Raw genomic sequence first — 20,418 nt, 5'->3', positions numbered from 1 at the left:
AGTTCGATCATCGGCATTATGTCAACTAAACTTCCGACTGTACCCGAGCAGTCAAGACAATTGCGCACCCGTCAGTCTTCCGTAGCGGCAGTCGCGGAAGACGCCCGTATCCGCATGACGGTTTGACGCGAGGTGCCGAATTTACGTGCGACCTCGCTGACCGACAGGCCTTTGTCGAGCGAACGCATGACGCGCTCCTGATCGTGGCGCGACAGCGAGGCTGGCCGGCCAGTATGCTGTCCGCGTTCCTGCGCGAACTTCAGGCCGTTCTGGCTGCGTTGGCTTCTCGTCGCGATTTCCATCTGGACGATCGCGCGCAGCGTTTTGACCGCTTGCCGTTCGGGACGGCCTGCGAGGTCCACGTTGCCGAGTTCGACGCACAGGACGGAAATTCCTTTGTCGCGACATGCCATCAACGTCGAAAGTACATCGCGCGCGCTGCACCCGAGCGCGGAAAGTTCGAGTACCACCAGAGAATCGCCGGGAGCAACACGCCGCAAGAGACCCTTCAGTTCCGGCCGACCGGCTGCCGCGACGTACGGGTGCACATGTTCGATCGCGGTGCGGCTGAGCACGACGGTGTAACCGGCCTTGTCGAGCTCGAACAACTCCTTTTCCGGATCCTGACGATCGACTGGTTTGTTGAGGTAGAAATAAGTGCGAGCCACGACGGTGTCCTGGAGCGGGCATCAACGACGCGAACGCGCAAGAACGGACAGCAAGTCGTCCAGCGCCACCGGTTTCAGCAGATGCGCATCGAAGCCGGCATTCGTGGCCTCCTTCACGTCGGCCTCCTGGCCAAAGCCGCTGAGCGCGATACAGGTCACCGATCTGAGCGCCGGCGCTTCGCGTAGTTTCGCGATGAACGCCAACCCACCCATGCCCGGCATGCCGATATCGGACAGGACGAGGTCCGGTATCTGGCCGTCGAGCAGGGACAACGCCTCTTCTCCGCTGGTCGCCGTCTGAACGATCGCGCCATCGCTTTCCAGCAGGACCTTGAAGGTTTCGACGGTTGTAGCGTCGTCATCGACCATCAGGATATGCAGACCGTGCAACGATTCCGCCACGGGTCCGCTGGCAGGACTCGTAACTGCGACAGCGCGATGAGTCGGGAGCGTGATAGTGAATGTCGCACCGCGGCCGACACCTTCCGATTCCGCCCGTACCGCGCCGCCATGCAGGCTCACGAGATCCCTGACCAGCGCAAGGCCGATGCCGAGGCCGGCACGGCGTGCGTTCGAGTCCCGGCTTTGCTGGAACATGTCGAAGATGTGCGGCAACAGCGACGGCTCGATGCCGCTGCCGGTATCTGCCACACGCAGCACGGCCTCGGCATGTTCGTTGACCTGCAGCGAGACATCCACCGAACCGCGTTGCGTGAATTTCAGCGCATTGCTGATCAGGTTCCAGACCGTCTGTTCGATCCGCGTGATGTCGGCATGAATGATGACCGGCGAGCCCGTCATGGCGACGTTGAGCGCGAGGCTGCGCTGGGTCGCTTCGGCCTGGACGGCGTCGGTGACACGACGGACGACCTCGCGCAGGTCGACGGGCGTCCGCACCACCGACAGCTTGCCGGTCCGTACGCGCGAGATATCGAGTAAATCGTCGATGATCTGGGCTTGACCCATCACGGTGCGCCGGATCGTGTCGGTTGCACGCAAGAGGTTCAGGTTCTGCCGCGTTTCCGGCGCGCGCGCAATCAGTTCCGCGCTCGCCGAAATCAGATTGAGCGGATGCTTGAGTTCGTGGGATACCACGGCGAGGAATTCGTCGCGCCGCCGCTGGGTATCCCGCTCGCTGGCTTCTCGAACGAGTTCGGGCTTTGCGGCGCGGGCGGCCGTTGCGGACTCGGCGAATTCCCCGAGGTCACGAGCGATTTTCGCAAATCCGCTCACACCCGGTTCATCCAGACGCGCCAGCACGCCGCTCGCAAAGAAGTGCGTGCCGTCCTTGCGCTGATGCCAGCGCTCCTCCTCGGTGCGCCCATTCAGTCGGGCCTCCGCGAATTCGCGCCGGGCAACGTTATTGACACGGTCCTCCTCGGTCGAAAGGATATCGGCGGACTGCCCGATCATTTCCGCTTCCGTGTACCCGAAGATCCGCTTCGCACCGGCATTCCAGCTCGTGATGAGGCCGTCGTCGTCGAACGTGATGATCGCGTAGTCCTTGGTGCCCTCGGCCACGATACGCATGCGCCGTTCGCCTTCGCGCAGCCGGTCTTCCGCGTGACGACGGTCCGTGATGTCGACGAACGACAGCACCGCGCCGTCGATACGATCTTCCGTCGTCCGGTAGGGAACGAAGCGCGCGAGATACCAGCGCCCATCGTTGCTCTTCAGCTCCCGCTCGATCAGGCGCAGCGAATCGAACGCCTCCGCTGCATCGTCGGCGAGCTTCGGGTATTCGAGCCGATGCGTGATATCCAGCAACGATCGTCCGATATCGGAAGGAATGATGCTGAAGACATCGGTCGCACGCGGCGTGTAACGCTTGATGCAGATATTGCGATCGACGAAGATCGTGCCGATGTCGTTCGCGGCAATCAGGTTGTGCAAGTCGTCGTTGATCTTGCCGGTTTCCTCCACCTTCGATTTCAGCTCGGCATTGACGGTGGTCAACTCCTCGTTGATCGACTGAAGCTCTTCCTTGCTGGTTTCGAGCTCCTCTGTCGCCGAACGCAGTTCTTCGTTGATGGCCTGAAGTTCCTCGTTGGAGGCCTTCAGCTCTTCCGTCGACGTTTCCGACTGCTCGATGGTCGACTGAAGCTGCTCTTTCGTGCGCTGCAACTCGCGCTCGAGCTGGTTGATGATCGGATCTTTTTGCGCGTCGGCCGTCGACGTTTCCGATCCGCTCATGCTGTCTTCGACTTCATCGAACAACACCAGCACGAAATCCGCATTGGCCTCGGGATCGTGCACGGGACGCGCCGTCATGTTGACGAAATACGAACGTGCCTCGCGCTCTATCCTCACACGTCGCGCTTCCGCACTGCGATTCGTGTGCAAGGCCTGGTAGATCGCGGTGCGCAGTTCGAGCCGCAGCTCGGGGCGCACCACCGCGATGATGTTGTGAGACGGTTCGCCCCCCGAGTACTGCAGGAAGCGCCCTGCGCGGTCGGACAAGTGAACGATTTCGGAATCGCGGCTGACGAGCACGCTGGGCGGTGCATGTTGCTCGACAAGACGCTGATGCAGGTCGCCAAAGGAGAGGCGGCGGCGTCCCGGCGGCTGCACCGTCGAAACGATCGGCCGTGCGCTCAGGGTGCTGGAAATCGACGCCGGCACGAGCGTATCGCCGCGCACCGCCACGTTCGCACGGTAGATGCGGTTGCGCTTGTCGATGACGGTGAACATCGAACTGACGCTGTCGGCCGATTCGGAGCTGCCGAGAAACAGCACGCCGCCCGGACGTAGCGCGAAATGAAACATCTTCAGAATTTCAATCTGGGCTTCCCGATCCAGATAAATCAGCAAGTTACGGCAGCAAATCAGATCGAGCCGCGAGAACGGTGGATCGCTCAACACGTTGTGATGCGCAAACAGCATGTGCTCGCGCAGTTCCTTCTTGACCCGATAGTGCGCGGCGTCTCTTGTAAAGAACTGGCGTACGCGGCCCGGCGTCACGTCGGCGAGAATCGAATCGGGATAGAGGCCGGCACGCGCGAAGGAGATTGCCCGCTCGTCGATATCGGTCGCGAAGACCTGGAACGAATTGCCCTCGGGCGACTTCAGCGATCGGTCCTGCAGCAGCATCGCCAGCGAATAGGCTTCTTCGCCGGTGGCGCATCCGACCGACCATACGCGGACGCGGTCCTGCTCGTCTCGCCTATCGAAGATACCGGGCAGGACATCCCGCTCCAGCACGTCGAACGCCTCCTTGTCGCGGAAGAAGTTCGTGACGCTGATCAGCATGTCCTGCAGCAGCGCCTGGGTTTCCTCCGGGTGCAGGTGGAGGTGGTCGCGGTACGCCTGCAGATCGGTGATGCCGTTGACCTGCATGCGGCGCTCGATCCGTCGCAGAACGGTCGCCCGCTTGTAATGGCGAAAATCGTGCGCGGTGCGCGTGCGCAGGATGATCATGATCTCGCGCAGCGCCCGTTCTGCCGCCTCGTTGCCCAGATCGTAGAGGTGTTCCTCGTTTTCGACCGCCGGCAGATGTATTTCCTTTGCAGTCAGCCACAGGTCCATTAGCCGCTGCGGCATCTCCGCCGCAGTGGTCACGAAGTCGACCATGCCGGTCGCAATCGCGCTGCACGGCATGCTGTCGTATTCCGCTTCCGCCGGGTCCTGGGCAAGCGTGATGCCGCCCATCTCCTTGACTCTGGACAGCCCGACGGACCCGTCCGAGCCGGCGCCGGACAGCACGATGCCGATTGCGCGTTCGCGGTGGGCTTCCGCCAGTGTCCGGAAAAACAGATCGATCGCGGCCTTGCGCCCCCCTTCCTCAGGCTGATTGGGGGCGACGCGCAAATAGTCGTCGACCATCGTCAGCGCGAGCGAGGGTGCGATCAGATAGACGTGATCCGGCTGAATGGGCGTGGCGCTCGTCACCTGGAGCACGGGCATGCTGGTTGCCTTCTGCAGCAGCGAAGCCATGTTGCTTTCGTGATCAGGCGCCAAATGCACAACCACGACAAACGCCATCGACGTGCGCGCCGGCAGCGCTTCGAAAAATTCAAGGAGCGCACTCAACCCGCCCGCCGATGCGCCGATACCGACGATCGGATGATTTGCCTGGCTCGGGAGAGTGTGGCCGCGTCTTTTCGACATCGCTGCTGATCCTTCGGAAGAATAGGTATTCGCGGCCAGGGTCAGGCAGGCTCCTGGCCCGCTTGCACCAAGATGCGCAGTAAACTTCCATTATCCTTCGAGAAGCAGCGACTGCAAGATTTTTGCCGCATGCCGCCATGCCGCGCGCGCCGGGCCGCCGCCCGCCTCTTCCCCCTGCCGCGACGCAGGGTCGCCGCACCGCCCCGCCAAGTATTTTTTTCCGCGGTACGCCCGACACATCGATCGTCATACATCTCACATAACCGAAACAGCTGCGCAGACAGTTGCCGAAACTGAAATCTCCGATGCGCGGGATATCGCAACGAAAATCGGTCATGAATGTGCCTGATGGAAACGTATCCATTGGATTCGGGCTTCGCACATCCACGTCGTTGGCGACAACAGGGAGCACGCGCAGTTTTCGCGCCGCACGCTCAGTGCGCGATCTCGCCGACCATTGGGTCGCGACAAGGTGCCGGCCCCGCCGCGTCTCTCCTTGTTCGCTATCGACAACCGAAGGCGTCGCATTCTCACGCTCGAACGTATCGACGAGCGAGAAATCGCTCTTGCCTGCAATCGGCGCAGCTGTCCGTAATGCTCAACATACGGACATGTTTACGTCGTGTACTCGCGATCGTCCCTGGCCTATGCTACGTACGGTCCCATCCCGGCTCGGACGAGCTCCTTACAGGGAAATCGCGATGGTTGTTCAAAGGCTTTCGATTCGTGCTGACTTCGGCAAGCTGAAGGTCATCGCGATCTGGCAATGCCTCGCAAAAAACGGCATGAAAGTGTGTCGTTGGAGAGTTGAAGTCGATCGGACGACCCGCATGGAATCGATGACGGTCGATGTTATCGGCGCCCATCCGATGCGCATCGCCGACCTCGCCGCCATGCTCGGCGACCCGCATCTCGAAATGAGAGTCGCGCCGTTTCATTTGACGGTGATCTCGAATCCCGGAGCCGAGCCTGCATCGGGGACGGGCGGCGCACGCGACGCGGTCGGTCCATTCGCACGCGTACGCTCAGGTCCGCGGCTGACGCTGGCCGGAGATGTCACGGATCACGTCACGTGCTCCAGGCGAAAATGATCGCGCCAAAGCGCGCGACGTAGTCCCGGTTTGCGGTCGTCACGACCGACACTCAGTGGATCGGTAAAAACGCCTATTTCAAATTCCAGGAGACAAAAATGCTGAGCCCTCACGAATTGGCGGCGCTCATGCTGATCAAGTCGTCGCCAGACCAGATCGACATGGAACGCGAGGAACTCGATACGCTGCTCGAGCAGCAACTCGTCATACTCGAGCGGCTCGCTTCCGGCGTGCGGCGTCCCTCGGTGACGGATGACGGCGAATTACTCCTTCGGGCAGTGATGCGGGCACATTGACCAGCCTTCGCTGACCGACCGGGTCATGGCGGCCAGGCGCGACAGGCGAAAAGCCGTGACGTGGCCAACGTCCGCGCGCCGAGCAGGTGAACATCCACGGTAGTTCATTCAATTCAGGAGATTGTCGATCATGCAAACCCATGAATTGGTTTCCGGCGCGCAGCGCGCCAATCTCGACACTTTTTTCGATCTGGCCGGCACGATGGTCGATGGTGTCGGGAAACTGGCTGAACTCAACGCGCGCTTCACGCGGTCGACGCTGAAGAGCGCGCTGGAGATCGGACAGAACGCGATCGTCAAGCCGCAAGACTGGTTGGCGATCCAGAGTGCGACCGTCGCGCCGATGGCCGAGAACGTTCAGTCCTACAGCAGCGAGTTCTGGGGAATCATGTCGTCCGCTCAGACGTCGATGCTCGAGGCCGCGCAGGCGGGAAGCGACGCGTATGTTCGTCGTGTCCAGACCTTCGTGGAAAACGCGACGAAACACGCGCCGAGCGGCTCCGAGGCGGCCGTGGCTGCCTTGAACTCCGCGATCGATGCCACCAACGAGTTTTATCAGACGCTAGGGAAAACCGGGCAGCAGGCGGTCGAAGTCGCGCAAAGCACCGTCGATGTGGCGGCGGCCGCGGTGTCGAAGAACGCCAGGCGCGCGATCGAGCAGGAGCAGCGCGCGGCGAAACGATAATTTGGCCGGCAGTGCCGCAGCCTGTCGCCGCACATCACTCGACCAAGCGGACATTTTCCATCGCGGACCACGCCCGGATCGACTGTGCATTTGCGGGCATCTGCGGGGCTTCACGCGCGCTCGTCGGCGTCGGATTCGATCGAGCGTGCCTGTTTGACTTGTCGATTGTTCCGGTTGAAAAACCACGATTGTCCAGCTGTTTTTCCCGCGCGGCGAGTGCGAAATCGTCCTGCGGATGGCTCGCCGACTGCAACGCCCGACGCACGGCTTCGGTATCGTTGAAGCCGGCATTCCCGAGCCACCGCACCTCCCTCTTGCCCTCGAACATCAGCCTGTCGGGCCGCGAAACCGGCGGCTCGTGCTTCCAAACCTGAAAACGGTCCCTCGCCGTATCGAATCCACCGCCGCGAACGTTGACTTCGTAGTGGACCGGATGTGTCGGTTTCGGCCAAGTCGTAGCGCCCTCCTGCATTGTCGACGCCGCCGTTGCGGGGGTTGCACGGCGTTGCCATGTCGCGGCCCGCAGGCTCGCTCCTCCGCCCGGCCGCCGCGCTAGCGTCGTGATGTGACGGGAGTGGCTGCCGCAAGCGGCATAGCCACGCCGCCGCGGGAACGTCCGTTGCGCTGGCGAACGCGTGCCCCGAAGGAGCATCCGACACGACCAAACCCCACCACGCCGGCGACGACGCGTTGACCCTGGGCCGGCGCGCCGTACATTCGACGCCGCCGCAGGCGTATCACGGCGGCACGCATGCGTATCGTTCGGAGCAGCATGTCGACGATGCGCGACGCGTCCCGCCGATTTGGAAACTCACCCGCGCGAAACGCTGCCCGACAGAGTCGACATTCGCGCCAGCCAGTAGGATCACCATGAACACCACCGACCACCACGGAACCCGCATCATTCGCAAGGAACGTGAAACTGCGCGCGGCCCTGGCCCCGACTTCATGGCCGCCAGTACGCTCGAAGGCGACAAAGTGCTCACCGCGGACGGCGACCACGCCGGCAGGATCAAGGCGATCATGCTCGATGTCGGCTCCGGTCGAGTCGCCTATGCGGTGCTGTCGAGCGGCGGCCTGCTCGGGATTGGCGACAAGCTGCTCGCAATTCCATGGAATGAGCTCACGCTTGACGCTGCACACAAGTGCTTCGTGTTGTCGGTGTCAATCGAACAGGTTCGCAGCGCACCGGGATTCGACAAGGACCACTGGCCGGCTCTGGCCGATCCGCAATGGGCCGGACCGATCCGCGACTACTACAGCAGCGTGCCTCACTGGAGCGTCGATGACGAGTTCGGGTCCGATATGCCTGAAGATCAGCTGGCGCCAAATGTTCCTGGGCACGACGGATGCCAGCGCTGACACGCGGCGGTTGCATCGTCGCAGGAGAGCAGCATGGAAACGTGCGCCGTCATCTGGGCCGGATCGTGAGCTGGTCGTGGGCGTGCTGCACGCCATCGACCTGCTTCACCGTATTGACGGCGAGCGTGCGCTGCTGCAGGTCCGGCACACTGCCCGTCAGCACGAGGTCGCCGTGGCGCGTCTTCACGTGGATATCGCCTGACGACACGTTGTCCTTGCCCACGCGTTGCCATCCAGACAACAACCGTTTGATCTAAAACCGATGTCTATTGGGGCAGTTCGCAAGACCGCATGCGGTCGAGATCGCTCTCATCGGAAAACTGAACGGAAATCAAGGCCACCCTGAAACATACGTCGTCTGCCGCGTTTCCAATCAGCGTCCGCTTACTGCGTTTCGCTCCGGTGCATCGTCGCCCCCACGGCATTGCGCAGGACCTCCGCGAGTTGCTGGTTCTCATCGATGCGGGCCTGCTCGATTGCAACGTCCTCGGCGTTGCCGCTCTGTCGGGCCCATTTCTGGCGCTCGAGCGCAAAGATCATTCGCTCGTGAACCGCCCGGATCGCCGCCCATATCGTGTCTTCCGCTTTCTGCGCCTGCGCGTCCTCCAGCGAAAGCACGGAGAACGCGTGCCCGGTATGGCACCGATAGCGCAACGGGCGATCGTCGCTCATGCGCCACAACACGCCGTGGCAACTGGGGCATGTGAGCGCGGAGCGTTCGCCGATCGCATCAAGTAGCTGTGGCGTCACGAGGCCGCGCTCCGCAAGCCGGGCCTCTTCGTCCAGATCGCGCAACTCTGCCATCTTGTCCTTCTCCTCCACACGTGCACCGTAGACCGCTGCATGGATGGTCTGCGGCAGTTCATCGGCCCGGGCGATCGCATCGGCGCCCGCCGCGGCAAGCGCGCTGCGCGGCATGGAAGGCGCGTCGCACTCATCGGGGTCCTGAACGATCCCGTAGCCGTCGCGGGCCCGGATTGCGGCAAGTCCGGCTGCGCCGTCGTCCAGATCGCCGCTGAGCACCACGCCGACCACCCCGGCGCCGTATTCACGTGCCGCCGATCGAAACAGCGGATCGGCGGCCGGACGGGTGTAGTTTTCGGCAGCGGTATCGAGCAACAAGAAGATCCCGCCGCGTAGAATCATGTGCCGATCCGGCGGCGCGATGTAAATCCTTCCCTGCTGGGGGCGTTCCCCATGCATCGCCTGGCTTGCCAGCAAGGGACCCCATCGCGTCAGCAGCTCCGGCAGGATCGTCCGATGCCGGCCGATGTGCTGCACGATGCAAATCGGCACCGGGAGATCCGCGGCAACGCCCGCCACCAGCGTCCGGAGTACCGAGAGGCCACCGCGGGACGAGGCGATGACAACAATGTCTCGGTGGTTCATGGCACCTCCTATGCGGATGGTGCAGCAAGATTAGTGCCCGATACGGGATGCCGCCGAATGAACCACGTACGAGCAGGCGGTACGAAGCGCCGACCGACGCTCGAATAGACGACCTCGACGCGGGGACGAATGCATGCAGATGGACGACAGCGGACCGTCGTCCGCTGCCATCCCGTCACACGCGCATTGAACAGGCGCGCGACTTCACTGAAGGTCGGTCAATGCGGCAAGCAGCATCCCGAAATCCAGCGGTTTGGCGAGATGCGCATCGAATCCGGCGTCTGCGGCAGCGTCGACGTCGTCCTGGCGGTTACGGCCGGTCAACGCGACGGCCTTCAGGTTCGCCCACCGGGGGTCGGCCTTGACCCGGCGAAGCAACTCGTAGCCGTCCATGTCCGGTAGCCCGATGTCGGACACGATCGCGTCGATCGGTGTCGTCGGCAGGATCTCGAGCGCCGAGGCGGCAGTTTCGGCGGTGCTGACCACCGCGCCCGCCAACTCCAGCAGCGCAGTGAGCGACAGCGCCGTCTCCTGGTCATCCTCGACGAGCAGCACGCGCAGGCCGGCGATGCTCCGCTCCGACACGTCACCGCCGGTGGTCGCCACCGCGCGCTCGTCCGCCGCGGCCGGCAGCCATACCGTCATCCGCGTGCCTTGCCCCTGACCATCGGAAGCCGCCGAAATCCGGCCGCCGTGCATCTCGACGAGTTGCCGCACGAGCGCCAGGCCGATACCGAGGCCACCGCGAGCCCTGTCGCGCGGCGCCTGCCGAAACATGTCGAATACATGCGGAAGCATCTCGCGATCGATGCCCTGGCCGTTGTCGACGACGTCGACACGCAGCATCCGCCCTTCGTGCGTCAACTGCACCACGATCTGCCCATGCGGCGGCGTGAACTTCAGCGCATTGGACATCAGGTTCCAGAATATCTGCTCGCATCTCACCGGATCGGCGAGCGCGATGGCCGGACCGGCCGGCAACTCCGTTTTCAGAACCAGCCCGCGCGCGTGCGCGTCGGCCTCGCAGGTATCCGCGATCGTGCGCAAGATGGCCGTCAGGTCGACCCGCGATACGTCGAGTGCCAGCTTTCCGGTCTGGATGCGCGACAGGTCGAGCAGGTCGTCGATGATCTGGGCCTGCGCGCGTACGGCCTGGCGGATCGAATCGGCCGCCTCGCGCACGGCGGGAATGTCGCGCGTCTCGGGAAGGCGCGGCAGCATCTCCGACTTGACGCCGATCAGGTTGAGCGGATGTCGCAGCTCGTGCGACAGCACCGCGATGAACTCGTCCTTCAGCTGGTTCGAGCTCAGGGCCTGCTCGCGTGCGGCCTGTTCCCGCGCGAGCGCTTCCCGGTTCGCATCCTCGCTCTGCTTGCGCGACGTCAGATCGCGGACGATCTTCGCGAACCCGCTGAACGAGGTGTCCGAAATCGGCGTGACGACGCCGCTGCAGAAGATGCGGCGTCCGTCCTTGGTGCGGTGCCAGCGCTCGTCGTCCGCGCGCCCTTCCCGGGTCGCGATGTCGCGCTCGCGCGCCGGCACGAGCGCCTGCCGGTCGTTCGGTTCGTAGATCAGCTCCACGTCCTGACCGATCATCTCGTCTTCCGTATAGCCGAAGATGCGTTCGGCGCCGGCATTCCAGCTGACGATCGATCCGTTGTTGTCCTGGATGATGATCGCGTAGTCCTTGGTCGACTGCGCGACCAGCCGCAGGCGTTGCTCGCCCGCGCGTGCCGCTTCTTCCGCGTGATGCCGGTCGGTGATGTCGATGAGCGTGATCACGGCGCCGTCGATGTGATCGTCCGCGGTGCGATAAGGCAGCAGCCGCATCAGGTACCACCGTCCCGTCTCGCTCTCGATTTCGCGTTCGATCAGGCGCAGCGACTGGAACGACTGGCGGACGTCGTCCGCGAGCGTCGGATATCGCAGCGCGTGCGTAATATGGAACAGCGACCGGCCGAGGTCCGTATCGATCAGGTTGAAGATTGCCGTCGCGTTCGGCGTGAAGCGCTTGACGCGGATCTCCTTGTCGACGAAGACGGTGGCGATTTCGCTCGACGCGATGATGTTGTGAAGGTCGTCGTTCGCCTTTGCGGTGTCCTCGATGCGCGCCTGCATTTCGGCGTTCGCCGTGGTCAGCTCTTCGTTGACCGACTGCAGTTCTTCCTTGCTGCTTTCGAGCTCCTCGCTCGTCGAGCGCAGTTCCTCGTTGATCGCCTGCAGCTCCTCGTTCGACGCCTTCAGCTCCTCGACCGACGTTTCATACTGCTCGATGATCGTCGCCAGTTGCTCGCGGCTGTGCTGCAACTCCTGTTCGAGCTGCGCGAGCACCGGATCCTGTCCGCTCGCTTCCGCCTGATCCTCCTCGGTCATGCGGCCGGCCACCTCGTCGAACACGATCAGCAGGAATTCCGAATTGGCGACCTTGTCGTGAAACGGCCTGACCGTCATGTTGATCCACGACACGCGGGCCTCGTGCGTCCACTTGACGCGCCGCGCCTCGACGCTCGTGCCCGTTTGCAGCGCGCGGAAAATGGCCGTGCGCAAGTCGAGCCGCAGGTCCGGCAGCACCAGCGTCATGATGTTGCTGGACAGCTCCCCGCCGACATGCCGCAGGAATCGCCCGGCGTTGTCCGACAGGTGAACCACGTTGGATTCCTTGTCGATGATGACGCTCGGCGGTGAATACGTTTCCAGCGCACGCTGATGAAGCTCCGAATAGGAGAAGTTGCGCTGGGCCGGGCTGGCCGGAACCCGCATCGGCGGTTGAGGCGCGGAGCGCTCGTCCCCGCCGGATTCGACCTGGAAAAGCGGCGGGAAGCCGGTGACCGGTTTCGCGCGATGCGTGACGACGCGCGCCTGGTAGATCCGCCGCTTCTTGTCGACGACCGTAAACAGATCGTCGGCTGCGTCGGCCGATTCCGCGGTGCCGAGGAACAGATAGCCGTTCGGACGCAACGCGAAATGAAACAACTCGAGGATCTGCCGCTGCACCGCGCGCTCCAGGTAGATCAGCACGTTGCGGCACGAGATCAGGTCGAGGTGCGAGAACGGCGGATCGCGCAGCAGGCTGTGGGCGGCGAACAGGATGCGCTCGCGCACGGCCTTGGCAATCACGTAGTGCGCGCCCTCGCGCGTGAAGTAGCGCTGCAGCAGCGGCGCAGGCACGTCCGTCGCGATCGACAGCGGGTAGGAGCCCGTGCGTGCGCGGACGATCGCGGCTTCGTCGATATCGGTAGCAAATACCTGGATCGCCTGGCTCGACATCGACGCCTCGCGTGCCCGCGCGAGCAGCAGCGAGATCGAATACGCCTCTTCCCCCGTCGCGCATCCGGCTACCCAGACCCGCACCTGCTCCTCGGCGGATTCCGGCGCGAACAACTGGGAGATCACCTCGCGTTCGAGGAAGTCGAAGGCCTCGCGATCGCGGAAAAACTGGGTCACGCCGATCAGCATGTCGGCCAGCAGCGCGTTGGCCTCGTCCGGCGCGGTCCGCAGGAAGTCGCGGTACGCCAGCATGTCGCGCTGGCCGTTTACCTGCATGCGCCGCTCGATACGTCGCAGCACCGTCGCCCGCTTGTACAGCCTGAAATCGTGGCCGGTGCGTACCCGCAGGTGCATCAGGATGTCCGACAGCGCCCGTTCGGGATCATTGGCGCCGGGCCGATCGCCGATTTGCTGCATCTGCGTGAGCTCGAGGGTCTGTTGCTCGATGCGCCGCGCATTCGCCCAGAGGTCCAGCAATTTTTGCGGCATCTCGGCCGCCGGCAGCACGATATCGACGCGCGCCGTCGAGATCGCATGCTGCGGCATCTCCGCGTACTCCGCATCGTCCGGCGTCTGGGCGAGCGTGATGCCGCCCGCCTCCTTGATACGGCTCAAGCCCGCCGCGCCGTCCGAGCCGGTACCGGACAGCACGATGCCGATCGCGCGCGAGTCGTGCGCGTCCGCCAGCGTCCGGAAAAAGTGGTCGATCGAGAGCGCGGCACCTTCGGCGGAGCTCAGCGGGCTACAGCGAAGGCAACCGTCGGACATCTCCAGCTGCATGCCGGGCGCGATCACGTAGATATGGTTTTTTTCGATCGCTACCGTGGTCGTCACCTGATGCACCGGCATACCCGTCGTGTGCTGCAGGACGTTGTCCATATGGCTGACTTGTTCTCGTGCCAAATGGACGATGACCACGAACGCCATGTCCATGCCCGTCGGCGCGCTCTCGAAGAAGGTCTGCAAGGCCGTCGTGCCGCCAGCGGATGCCCCGATGCCCACAACCGGAAACGGCAGATCGCTCTTCACCGTGGTGGACGGGTGTGGCTGCTCCTGATGGGTCGGCTCTTGCCGTGACATTGATTTTCTCCTGATGCTGTAGCTGGACGTCGCCTGTCGGGCGCCAATCGTTGGGGCGTCACATGGATCGGGGCGCAGTTCCGCAGCGGGCCGGGCCTGTTCGTGGCCATGCACTCTATCAGGTTGGCAGCCGGCTATCGGGAGCGCGCTCGAAGGCGACCGCACGGACTCGCGATATCGACCGGTGAAGCCGGTTTCGTCCCAGCGCCTGATGAATATTCGGCAGCCTATTCGTGCTCGCGAGACCTTGCACGGGCGCTCGTGCGTATTGTACGCGGCGATCGAGCGATGAGCCGGCATCCTGACCCCGAATTCATTCGCCGGTCGTCCCGTTGCGCCGCGATACTCGAATTTCCGGAGCCTTATCTCCCTGAAGGCAAACGCGGCGACAGGGACAGCCGATCGACTTGGGATCGGTGGACGGTGTGAAAGTCATGCGCAATGGTGAGTTCTGATCGCAACGCAGCGCCGCCTGCGTCCACGATATGGGTGACGGCCGCACCGGCCCGCGCATGGGCATGCGTCTCGATTCGCATCGCGGGAACGTCGAGGCGCCACCCGTGCTCGAGCGCGCTGCCCGTGCCGCCGTACGATTCGCTGACCGCCGGGTCCTGTGCCTCGTCGAGCAGGGCTTTCTGAACAGAATGCGCCTGCGCTTGAAAACAAGCGCTAGAAATTGCGTGCCACGCCGACCATGAACATGTCCTGATCCTTGTCGTTGCCGGTTGCGACGCGATTGAAGCGCAAGCTCGCCGCCCAATCGGGCGTGACCTGATACGTCACCTGTGCGCTGAGCAACGCGTTGAGCCTCGTTGTGCTCGAGGCCTCGTCCCGGTCACGCGACAGGTACGGACCTACGCCTGCCGAAAGCGTCCATTTGCTCCTGATCGGCGCGACGTACCAGATTTGCGCTGCCACGCCTCTGCGGCCGGCGACGCCGTTGTTGCCCTCGTAGATGAAGCTCGCCGAATAGGCCCACGCATTGCCGAGCGGCCGCTTGACTTCGACCATGTAGCCCTTTTCGATCGGCACTTGCGGACGGTTCGTCTGCGACGTCCCGGCCCACACGCCGACCTGCGTCTTGCCGTCCGAAAACGCCGGTCCCGGATCGCCGCCAAAATCCGCGCCGATGCCGAAGAGCACCGCATCGGAGTTGAATCCGCCGATCATCTGCACGTGGTTGTACTGCACCTTGAGGAAGAAGCGGTCGGGAACGACGTAATACCGCACCGCTGCAGACGCACGCACCCCCCATCGCTTGTCGTTGCGCGGCTCATTGTCGACGTGTGTCGTGTCCATGCTGAAATACGGCCCGGCCGACAATTCGAGCGCGAAGCGATTGCCGAGCGGCCAACGAAACGAACCCAGCGCGGCGAAGCCATCGCGGTGGTGATTCAGCGGATGGCCCTCGTTCAGATACGCGAGATAGACGGAGAAGTAGTCGTTCAGGACGTCGCCGAAGCCGACTTCGTACGCACGCCAATGCATGTCGCCACCCTCGGTCGCGCGTCCGTCGCCATACACCGCATAGACATCGATCTTTCTTTCCGCTGGCTTGAAGCCGGCCGGCGAGCTCGCAGGATTGTCCTCGGCGTGCGCGTGGCCCGCGCCTGCCAGAATGACCAGACCGGCGATCGAGCTGGCGACGACGAAGCGCGCATAGTTGCGACGGCACTGTCCCATTTGGACTCTCCCTGACCTTGGTGACCTCGACTTGGTTCGACACAACGCCATTTGTCGCATCGCCCTCGATGCCGGGCGCTTGAGCATAGGTTCTCCTGCCTGCAGACGATCAAACGCAATCTCCGCCTCGCCGCAGCCACCGTGCAGCACAGATTTACCCGGTTGCTCGTGATGAAGCAATATCGCTCCGTCTTGCAACGAACAATAGGTGTTTGCCTCCTGCAATACCTGCCGATTCGCAAAGGCAGGACCGCCCAACGGTACGCGCGTGGAAATCATATCGATATTCGGTCCGATCGCGATGCGTTCGGCGCGCGTTTCCACGCGATCCATTGTGACGATCAGGATGCCCCGTCAACCGTCGCCGAGCCGGGACACCTTCGCTTAACGCCGGCCAAGCAACACGGCGACGTTGCGCTCGGCCAATGCGGCGATCGTGCGCGACGGATTCAGCCCGAGCGCACGCGGGATCGTCGCACCGTCCATCACGTAGAGCCCGTCGTAACCGAATACTTGTCCGTCCGCGTTTACCACGCCGTCCGCGCGCGTGATCCCCATGTTGCAACCACCGAGCGGATGCGGGGTGATCAGCCTGTGGAAGTCGCTCCACGTCGGAGGGACGAAGGGTTCGCCGCCCGTGGCCGCCGACAGGCGCCGGTGCGTGTCGACCATCGCATCGACCACCGCCTGCGATCGCGTGTACGACCAGTCGAGCCGCAACACGCGACGCCACGGCGCAAACCAGCAGCGACCGAGACGCATGCGCCCGTCTCCCGGATCGATCGCCTGGCCGAACCAGGGCATCATGTTCTCGACCGGGTCGTCGCAATCGAAATGGCGCGCGAAGGCTCGCCAGAACGTGCGCATTGCCGTGCCGTGCGAGCGCTGCAGGTGGCGGCGCACGAAATCATGCGCAAGATTGGGCACGCCGCCATCCTCGACGAACAAGGGCTGACCTTCGTCGGCAGCCCCGTCGAGCAGGTCGATCGCGGCGGAAATGGTGACGCCGTGCGACGGCGAAATCTTCCGGCTGCCGTAGAAGGCGGGCGTCACGAAGTCGCCGTTGAAGGCCCAGCCCCAGCCGAGCCGCGGCGATAGATTCGGCAGCGTGCGATGCGCGTCGCGACAGCGCAGCAGCAGCTCGGTGCTGCCGATCGATCCGGCGCTGACGATCACCCTGGTCGCCGTGACGGATCCGGGCATGAAACTGCCCGCAGCCGGATCGATGACGTTGAAATGCACGCGCCATCCCTGGCCGAGCGGCTCGAGCTTGTGCACGACGTGCAGCGGCAGGATCGTTGCGCCATGGCGCTCGGCCACGGCCAGATAGTTGAGATCGAGCGTGTTCTTCGCCGACACCTGGCATCCGATGTCGCAATTGCCGCAGTGTACGCACGTGCCTTGCGATACCCCGTGCACGTTGACGTGCCTGACGGAATGCCGGTCGTCGCGCGCGTCGGGCAAGGACGGATCGTAAGTCGACGAAAACGACACGGCGAGCGGCAACTTGCGATACCGATCGCCCCAGCCGCAGGCGTCGGCCGCGTCGCGCAACAAGCGGGTGCGTTCGCTGATCTGGTTGTCGGGCACCTCCTGGACCGACAGCATCCAGCCCACGCGCTGGTAATAAGGCTCGAGCGCGTCGTACGTGATCTCCGGCGGCCAGCCATGCTCGAACGCGTCGGGTTTTGCCTCGACCGAGACGTTGGCGTAGATCAGCGACCCGCCGCCGACGCCCGCGGCAGTCACCACCGACATGTCGGAAAAAACACGCAGGTCGGCCCAGCCGTGGAAGCGTTGCGGGTTCTGCTGGTTCCAGAGCCACGGGTCGGTCTCGTCGCGCGGATACGTGTTCGGCGTCCAGCGCCGGCCACGCTCCAGCACCAGCACCCTCCATCCCGCTTCCGCGAGTCGGCAGGCCGCCACCGCGCCCCCGAAGCCACTGCCGACCACGACGACATCGTATTCAAGCGCGCTCATGACGACGATCTCCTGACGCAGGTGCGCCACGGTTCCGATACGCACGACCCGAAGCATCCGCGGATTTCCGGCGGCATCGCGAGGCCGGACCGAGCGAAGCCGATGCGGGCAGCCAGGCCGCCTTCGTGTTGGATGACACGAAACAGTTGCCCGGCAAATTGTTTGGCAACACCCGACATCGTCTTTCCGCGAGCTTGCCCGGCGCACGCGGCGAATTATCGGAAGCTGGATGAAATGTCCTTTGTTTTCATTGGGTTAAGCGCCAATCGCGCAGGCGTGATGCGGGCTGGCACGCCCCATGCATTTGTAGCTGCGAGCGCAACGAAAACGTGCTCTCTTCCAAAACCGCAGCAAACTTAGGAGATTTATCATGTCCGCACTGATGATCAGCGACCTGTCCCGCGCCCACGAACTCAGCCGCAAGGAAATGGCTTCCGTCCGCGGCGGTAGCGTGTTCCAGAACTACGGAATCAACAACATCGCAACCGGCGGCGGCTTCTCGTTCGCGAGCCCCAATACCATCACGGCCCCGGTCACCCAGGTCGATGCATCGACCCACCTGGATCTCACCAGCGTGACCAACTCGATCAACAACCTCGGCGGCCTGGTCGTCGGCAAGCTGGGCCTCTAAGCTGCGCCGGATGTCCGCTCAGCGGCAACCGTGTCCGACAGCGTCGACCGAAACGCTCCAGCCCGCCGCGGGGTTGTCCTCGCGGCGTTCAAAGCCCGCCAGGCCGTGTTCCCTGGCGGGCTTCCCTGCATGATAAAAACGAAGCCGGCATGAACGGGCAGACGGGCCGACGCCCCGTCAGCAGCACCGACCGCGCCCATCAGCGGCCGGGCTGATCCCGCCGCGCCCTCGACCTCCCTTCCCTGCATGCGGATCCGCTTCGCCTCGTCGAGGCGGATGGCGCCGCGGCGCCAGTCATGGTGCCGCGTGATCGCATCGATGCCCCGTTGGCCGTCGGCGCGGCAGTCCCGATGCGTTGTGCCATTCCGGATGGTACGCGATAAATTCAGTGATCCGAAGTACCTCGTGACGATCTTTGCGCCAATGCCGGTTGCCGCCGACCGTCGGCGCAGCATCGCGTCGAGGGCTTTCCTGCGCAGGCGCTCACACGCTGCGGCTGCCCGTCGATGCCTTCGACGCGAATCGCAAGCGTCATGTCCCGTTCCTGTTGGCCGGGATAGAACAGGAGCCGCGGAAACCGTCTGGAAGAACCCGACACCGCCGTGCTCCGATCTTGCCCGGCGAACCCGGTGAAATCGCGTCGAGTGGATTGAATTGCGTTTGTTTTCATGAGGTTGGATGTGTTTCCCGCGCGCATGAGCAGAGCCTGGCACGCGCCGTGCATTGGTAGCTGCGAGCGCAACGAAACGTGCTCTTTCCAAACCGCAGCACACTCAAGGAGATTGACCATGTCCGCACTGATGATCAACGATCTGTCCCACGCCCACGAACTCAGCCGCAAGGAAATGGCTTCCGTCAGCGGGGGTAGCGTGTTCCAGAACGCAGGTATCAACAACATCGTGACCGGCGGCGGATTCTCGTTCGCCAGCGCCAATACCATCACGGCGCCGGTGACGCAGGTCGATGCGTCGACCCACCAGGATCTCACCAGCGTGACCAACTCGATCAACAACCTCGGCGGCCAGGTCATCGCGAAGCTGGGCTTGTAAGTTTCGCGATGCTTGCTTGCAGTCGAAGCAGTGTTTCGATCGAGTCGTACCGAAGTTCCTCAGCCCGCCGCGGGTTCGTCCCGCGGCGTTTCAAGCCCGCCAGGTCCCGCTGGCGGGCTTCTTTGCATGGTCGAAAGCGCAACCGGCCTTCATGCCGCATCCACTGCCGCGCAGCGGACTGCGTCGCGCCATCCGAGATCGAGCCCCGCACGCGCGTAACTCCGTGCCAACACGGCTCTGCTGCGCTCGTAGCTGTCTGTCACCCAGTCGCAGTACAGCGCGGCCAGCACGCTTGCCCGACCGGGATGACGCGAAACGTCGACGGCCATTGCGCCCGCGCGCAGGCCGGAAGCGATGGCGAAACGCAAACCGTCTCCTGTCGCGGGGTCGAGATAACCCGCCGCATCGCCGCACACGATATAGCCCGGGCCCGCGGTCCGGCGCACGCACTGCCAGCGCCTGCCCTCGCGCCACACCGGTCCGACGGGTGTCGTGTCCGCCGGCCACGCGATCTCGCCATCGCGCAGCGTCGATAGCGACGTCCAGATCCGGAACGTGGACGTCGCCCTCATCCACAGCCAGCCGCCACGCGCGATGTTCCAGTATGTGCCGGGGTGCGTGCCGGGTCCGCGCGCGTAGCCGCGGCGAAGCCAGAACAGCGAAGAGTCGGTCGTCACATCGAGCCGCATCGCGCGACGCAGCCACCCGTTGACGCCGGTTGCATCGATCACGGTGCTTGCGCCGACATCGCCGTCGCCGTGCGTGATGCCCACGACCGCGCCGTGTTCGACACGCGCGAGAAGCCCGCCGGCGGGCGCACGTGAATAGCGAACGCCGGCAGCCAGCGCTTCGGCACGCAGGCCGTCGTCGAGCCGGCTGCGGATGACCGCACGTCCCCGCTGCGCATCGGCCACATCATCGAGCCATGTATGCGGTTGCCGCGCGAGGCTCGGCGCCAGTCGATCGAGCAGCGCGAGCGCGGCGCCGGACACGCATTCCGGGGCCGCCCGCGAACGCCCGCGGCCCAGCATCCACACGGTGCCGCCCGCTCTCGCCGCCGCGATCGCGGCAGCGCATCCGGCAGGCCCGTCGCCGACCACGAGCACGTCGATCGCATTCATCGCGGTTCC

Annotated in this window: 14 protein-coding genes and 1 pseudogene; 6 read left to right on the top strand and 9 right to left on the bottom strand. The window is 63.9% G+C overall.

All coding sequences use genetic code 11. From position 1 onward, the window contains the following. Positions 1-71: 71 nt before the first annotated feature. On the bottom strand, positions 72-668 hold the full coding sequence (locus tag U5A56_RS15885; protein WP_044848672.1) for a recombinase family protein: 597 nt from the start codon (positions 666-668) through the stop codon (positions 72-74). Positions 669-689: 21 nt separating this feature from the next. Next, the gene (locus tag U5A56_RS15880; protein WP_321923287.1) at positions 690-4,775 is read right to left on the bottom strand and encodes a CheR family methyltransferase; all 4,086 of its coding nucleotides are present in this window, start codon (positions 4,773-4,775) and stop codon (positions 690-692) included. Between the two features lie 701 nt (positions 4,776-5,476). On the opposite strand from U5A56_RS15880, the gene U5A56_RS15875 reads away from it, so the two are divergent. The 3 genes from U5A56_RS15875 (at position 5,477) to U5A56_RS15865 (ending at position 6,847) form a co-directional block, all read left to right on the top strand. Continuing rightward, positions 5,477-5,866, top strand: coding sequence for a hypothetical protein (locus U5A56_RS15875; protein WP_321923285.1), 390 nt, complete (start codon positions 5,477-5,479; stop codon positions 5,864-5,866). Between the two features lie 98 nt (positions 5,867-5,964). Continuing rightward, positions 5,965-6,162: a hypothetical protein gene (locus tag U5A56_RS15870; protein ID WP_044848675.1), complete on the top strand. Its 198-nt coding sequence runs from the start codon at positions 5,965-5,967 to the stop codon at positions 6,160-6,162. Positions 6,163-6,292: 130 nt separating this feature from the next. Further along, positions 6,293-6,847, top strand: a complete 555-nt coding sequence (locus tag U5A56_RS15865) for a phasin family protein (RefSeq protein WP_124485937.1) — start codon at positions 6,293-6,295, stop codon at positions 6,845-6,847. A gap of 34 nt (positions 6,848-6,881) precedes the next feature. Here the strand turns inward: U5A56_RS15865 and U5A56_RS37185 are convergent, their stop codons facing one another. Then, the gene (locus tag U5A56_RS37185; RefSeq protein ID WP_415749149.1) at positions 6,882-7,175 is read right to left on the bottom strand and encodes a hypothetical protein; all 294 of its coding nucleotides are present in this window, start codon (positions 7,173-7,175) and stop codon (positions 6,882-6,884) included. A gap of 542 nt (positions 7,176-7,717) precedes the next feature. On the opposite strand from U5A56_RS37185, the gene U5A56_RS15855 reads away from it, so the two are divergent. Then, entirely contained in the window at positions 7,718-8,209 is a 492-nt protein-coding gene (locus U5A56_RS15855) for a PRC-barrel domain-containing protein (RefSeq protein WP_321923283.1), read from the top strand. 49 nt (positions 8,210-8,258) lie between these two features. Here the strand turns inward: U5A56_RS15855 and U5A56_RS15850 are convergent. The 5 genes and pseudogenes from U5A56_RS15850 to U5A56_RS15830 all read right to left on the bottom strand — a co-directional run. After that, a pseudogene (locus U5A56_RS15850) lies at positions 8,259-8,432 on the bottom strand (BON domain-containing protein); the annotation flags it as partial. Positions 8,433-8,593: 161 nt separating this feature from the next. Then, positions 8,594-9,598 (bottom strand): chemotaxis protein CheB, encoded by a 1,005-nt coding sequence (locus U5A56_RS15845; protein ID WP_321923281.1) that lies wholly within the window; start codon positions 9,596-9,598, stop codon positions 8,594-8,596. Positions 9,599-9,802: 204 nt separating this feature from the next. After that, positions 9,803-13,945 carry a CheR family methyltransferase gene (locus U5A56_RS15840; protein WP_321923279.1) on the bottom strand — a complete coding sequence of 1,381 codons (4,143 nt, stop codon included), beginning with the start codon at positions 13,943-13,945 and terminating at the stop codon, positions 9,803-9,805. Positions 13,946-14,614: 669 nt separating this feature from the next. After that, positions 14,615-15,628, bottom strand: coding sequence for a hypothetical protein (locus U5A56_RS15835; protein ID WP_321923306.1), 1,014 nt, complete (start codon positions 15,626-15,628; stop codon positions 14,615-14,617). Between the two features lie 384 nt (positions 15,629-16,012). Next, a complete protein-coding gene (locus tag U5A56_RS15830; RefSeq protein ID WP_321923277.1) occupies positions 16,013-17,608 on the bottom strand; it encodes a GMC oxidoreductase in 1,596 nt (531 codons plus the stop codon). Positions 17,609-17,978: 370 nt separating this feature from the next. On the opposite strand from U5A56_RS15830, the gene U5A56_RS15825 reads away from it, so the two are divergent. Both U5A56_RS15825 and U5A56_RS15820 read left to right on the top strand, forming a co-directional pair. Beyond that, on the top strand, positions 17,979-18,239 hold the full coding sequence (locus U5A56_RS15825; protein WP_044848681.1) for a hypothetical protein: 261 nt from the start codon (positions 17,979-17,981) through the stop codon (positions 18,237-18,239). A 788-nt stretch (positions 18,240-19,027) separates the two neighbouring features. Further along, positions 19,028-19,288, top strand: a complete 261-nt coding sequence (locus U5A56_RS15820; protein WP_044848682.1) for a hypothetical protein — start codon at positions 19,028-19,030, stop codon at positions 19,286-19,288. 149 nt (positions 19,289-19,437) lie between these two features. Here U5A56_RS15820 and U5A56_RS15815 read toward each other — a convergent pair whose 3' ends face one another. Then, positions 19,438-20,409, bottom strand: coding sequence for an NAD(P)/FAD-dependent oxidoreductase (locus U5A56_RS15815; protein WP_321923275.1), 972 nt, complete (start codon positions 20,407-20,409; stop codon positions 19,438-19,440). Positions 20,410-20,418 lie beyond the last annotated feature (9 nt).

The sequence above is a fragment of the Burkholderia sp. BCC1998 genome (assembly GCF_905339875.1).
Lineage (GTDB): Bacteria > Pseudomonadota > Gammaproteobacteria > Burkholderiales > Burkholderiaceae > Burkholderia.
This window is presented reverse-complemented; position numbering and strand designations above follow the sequence as displayed.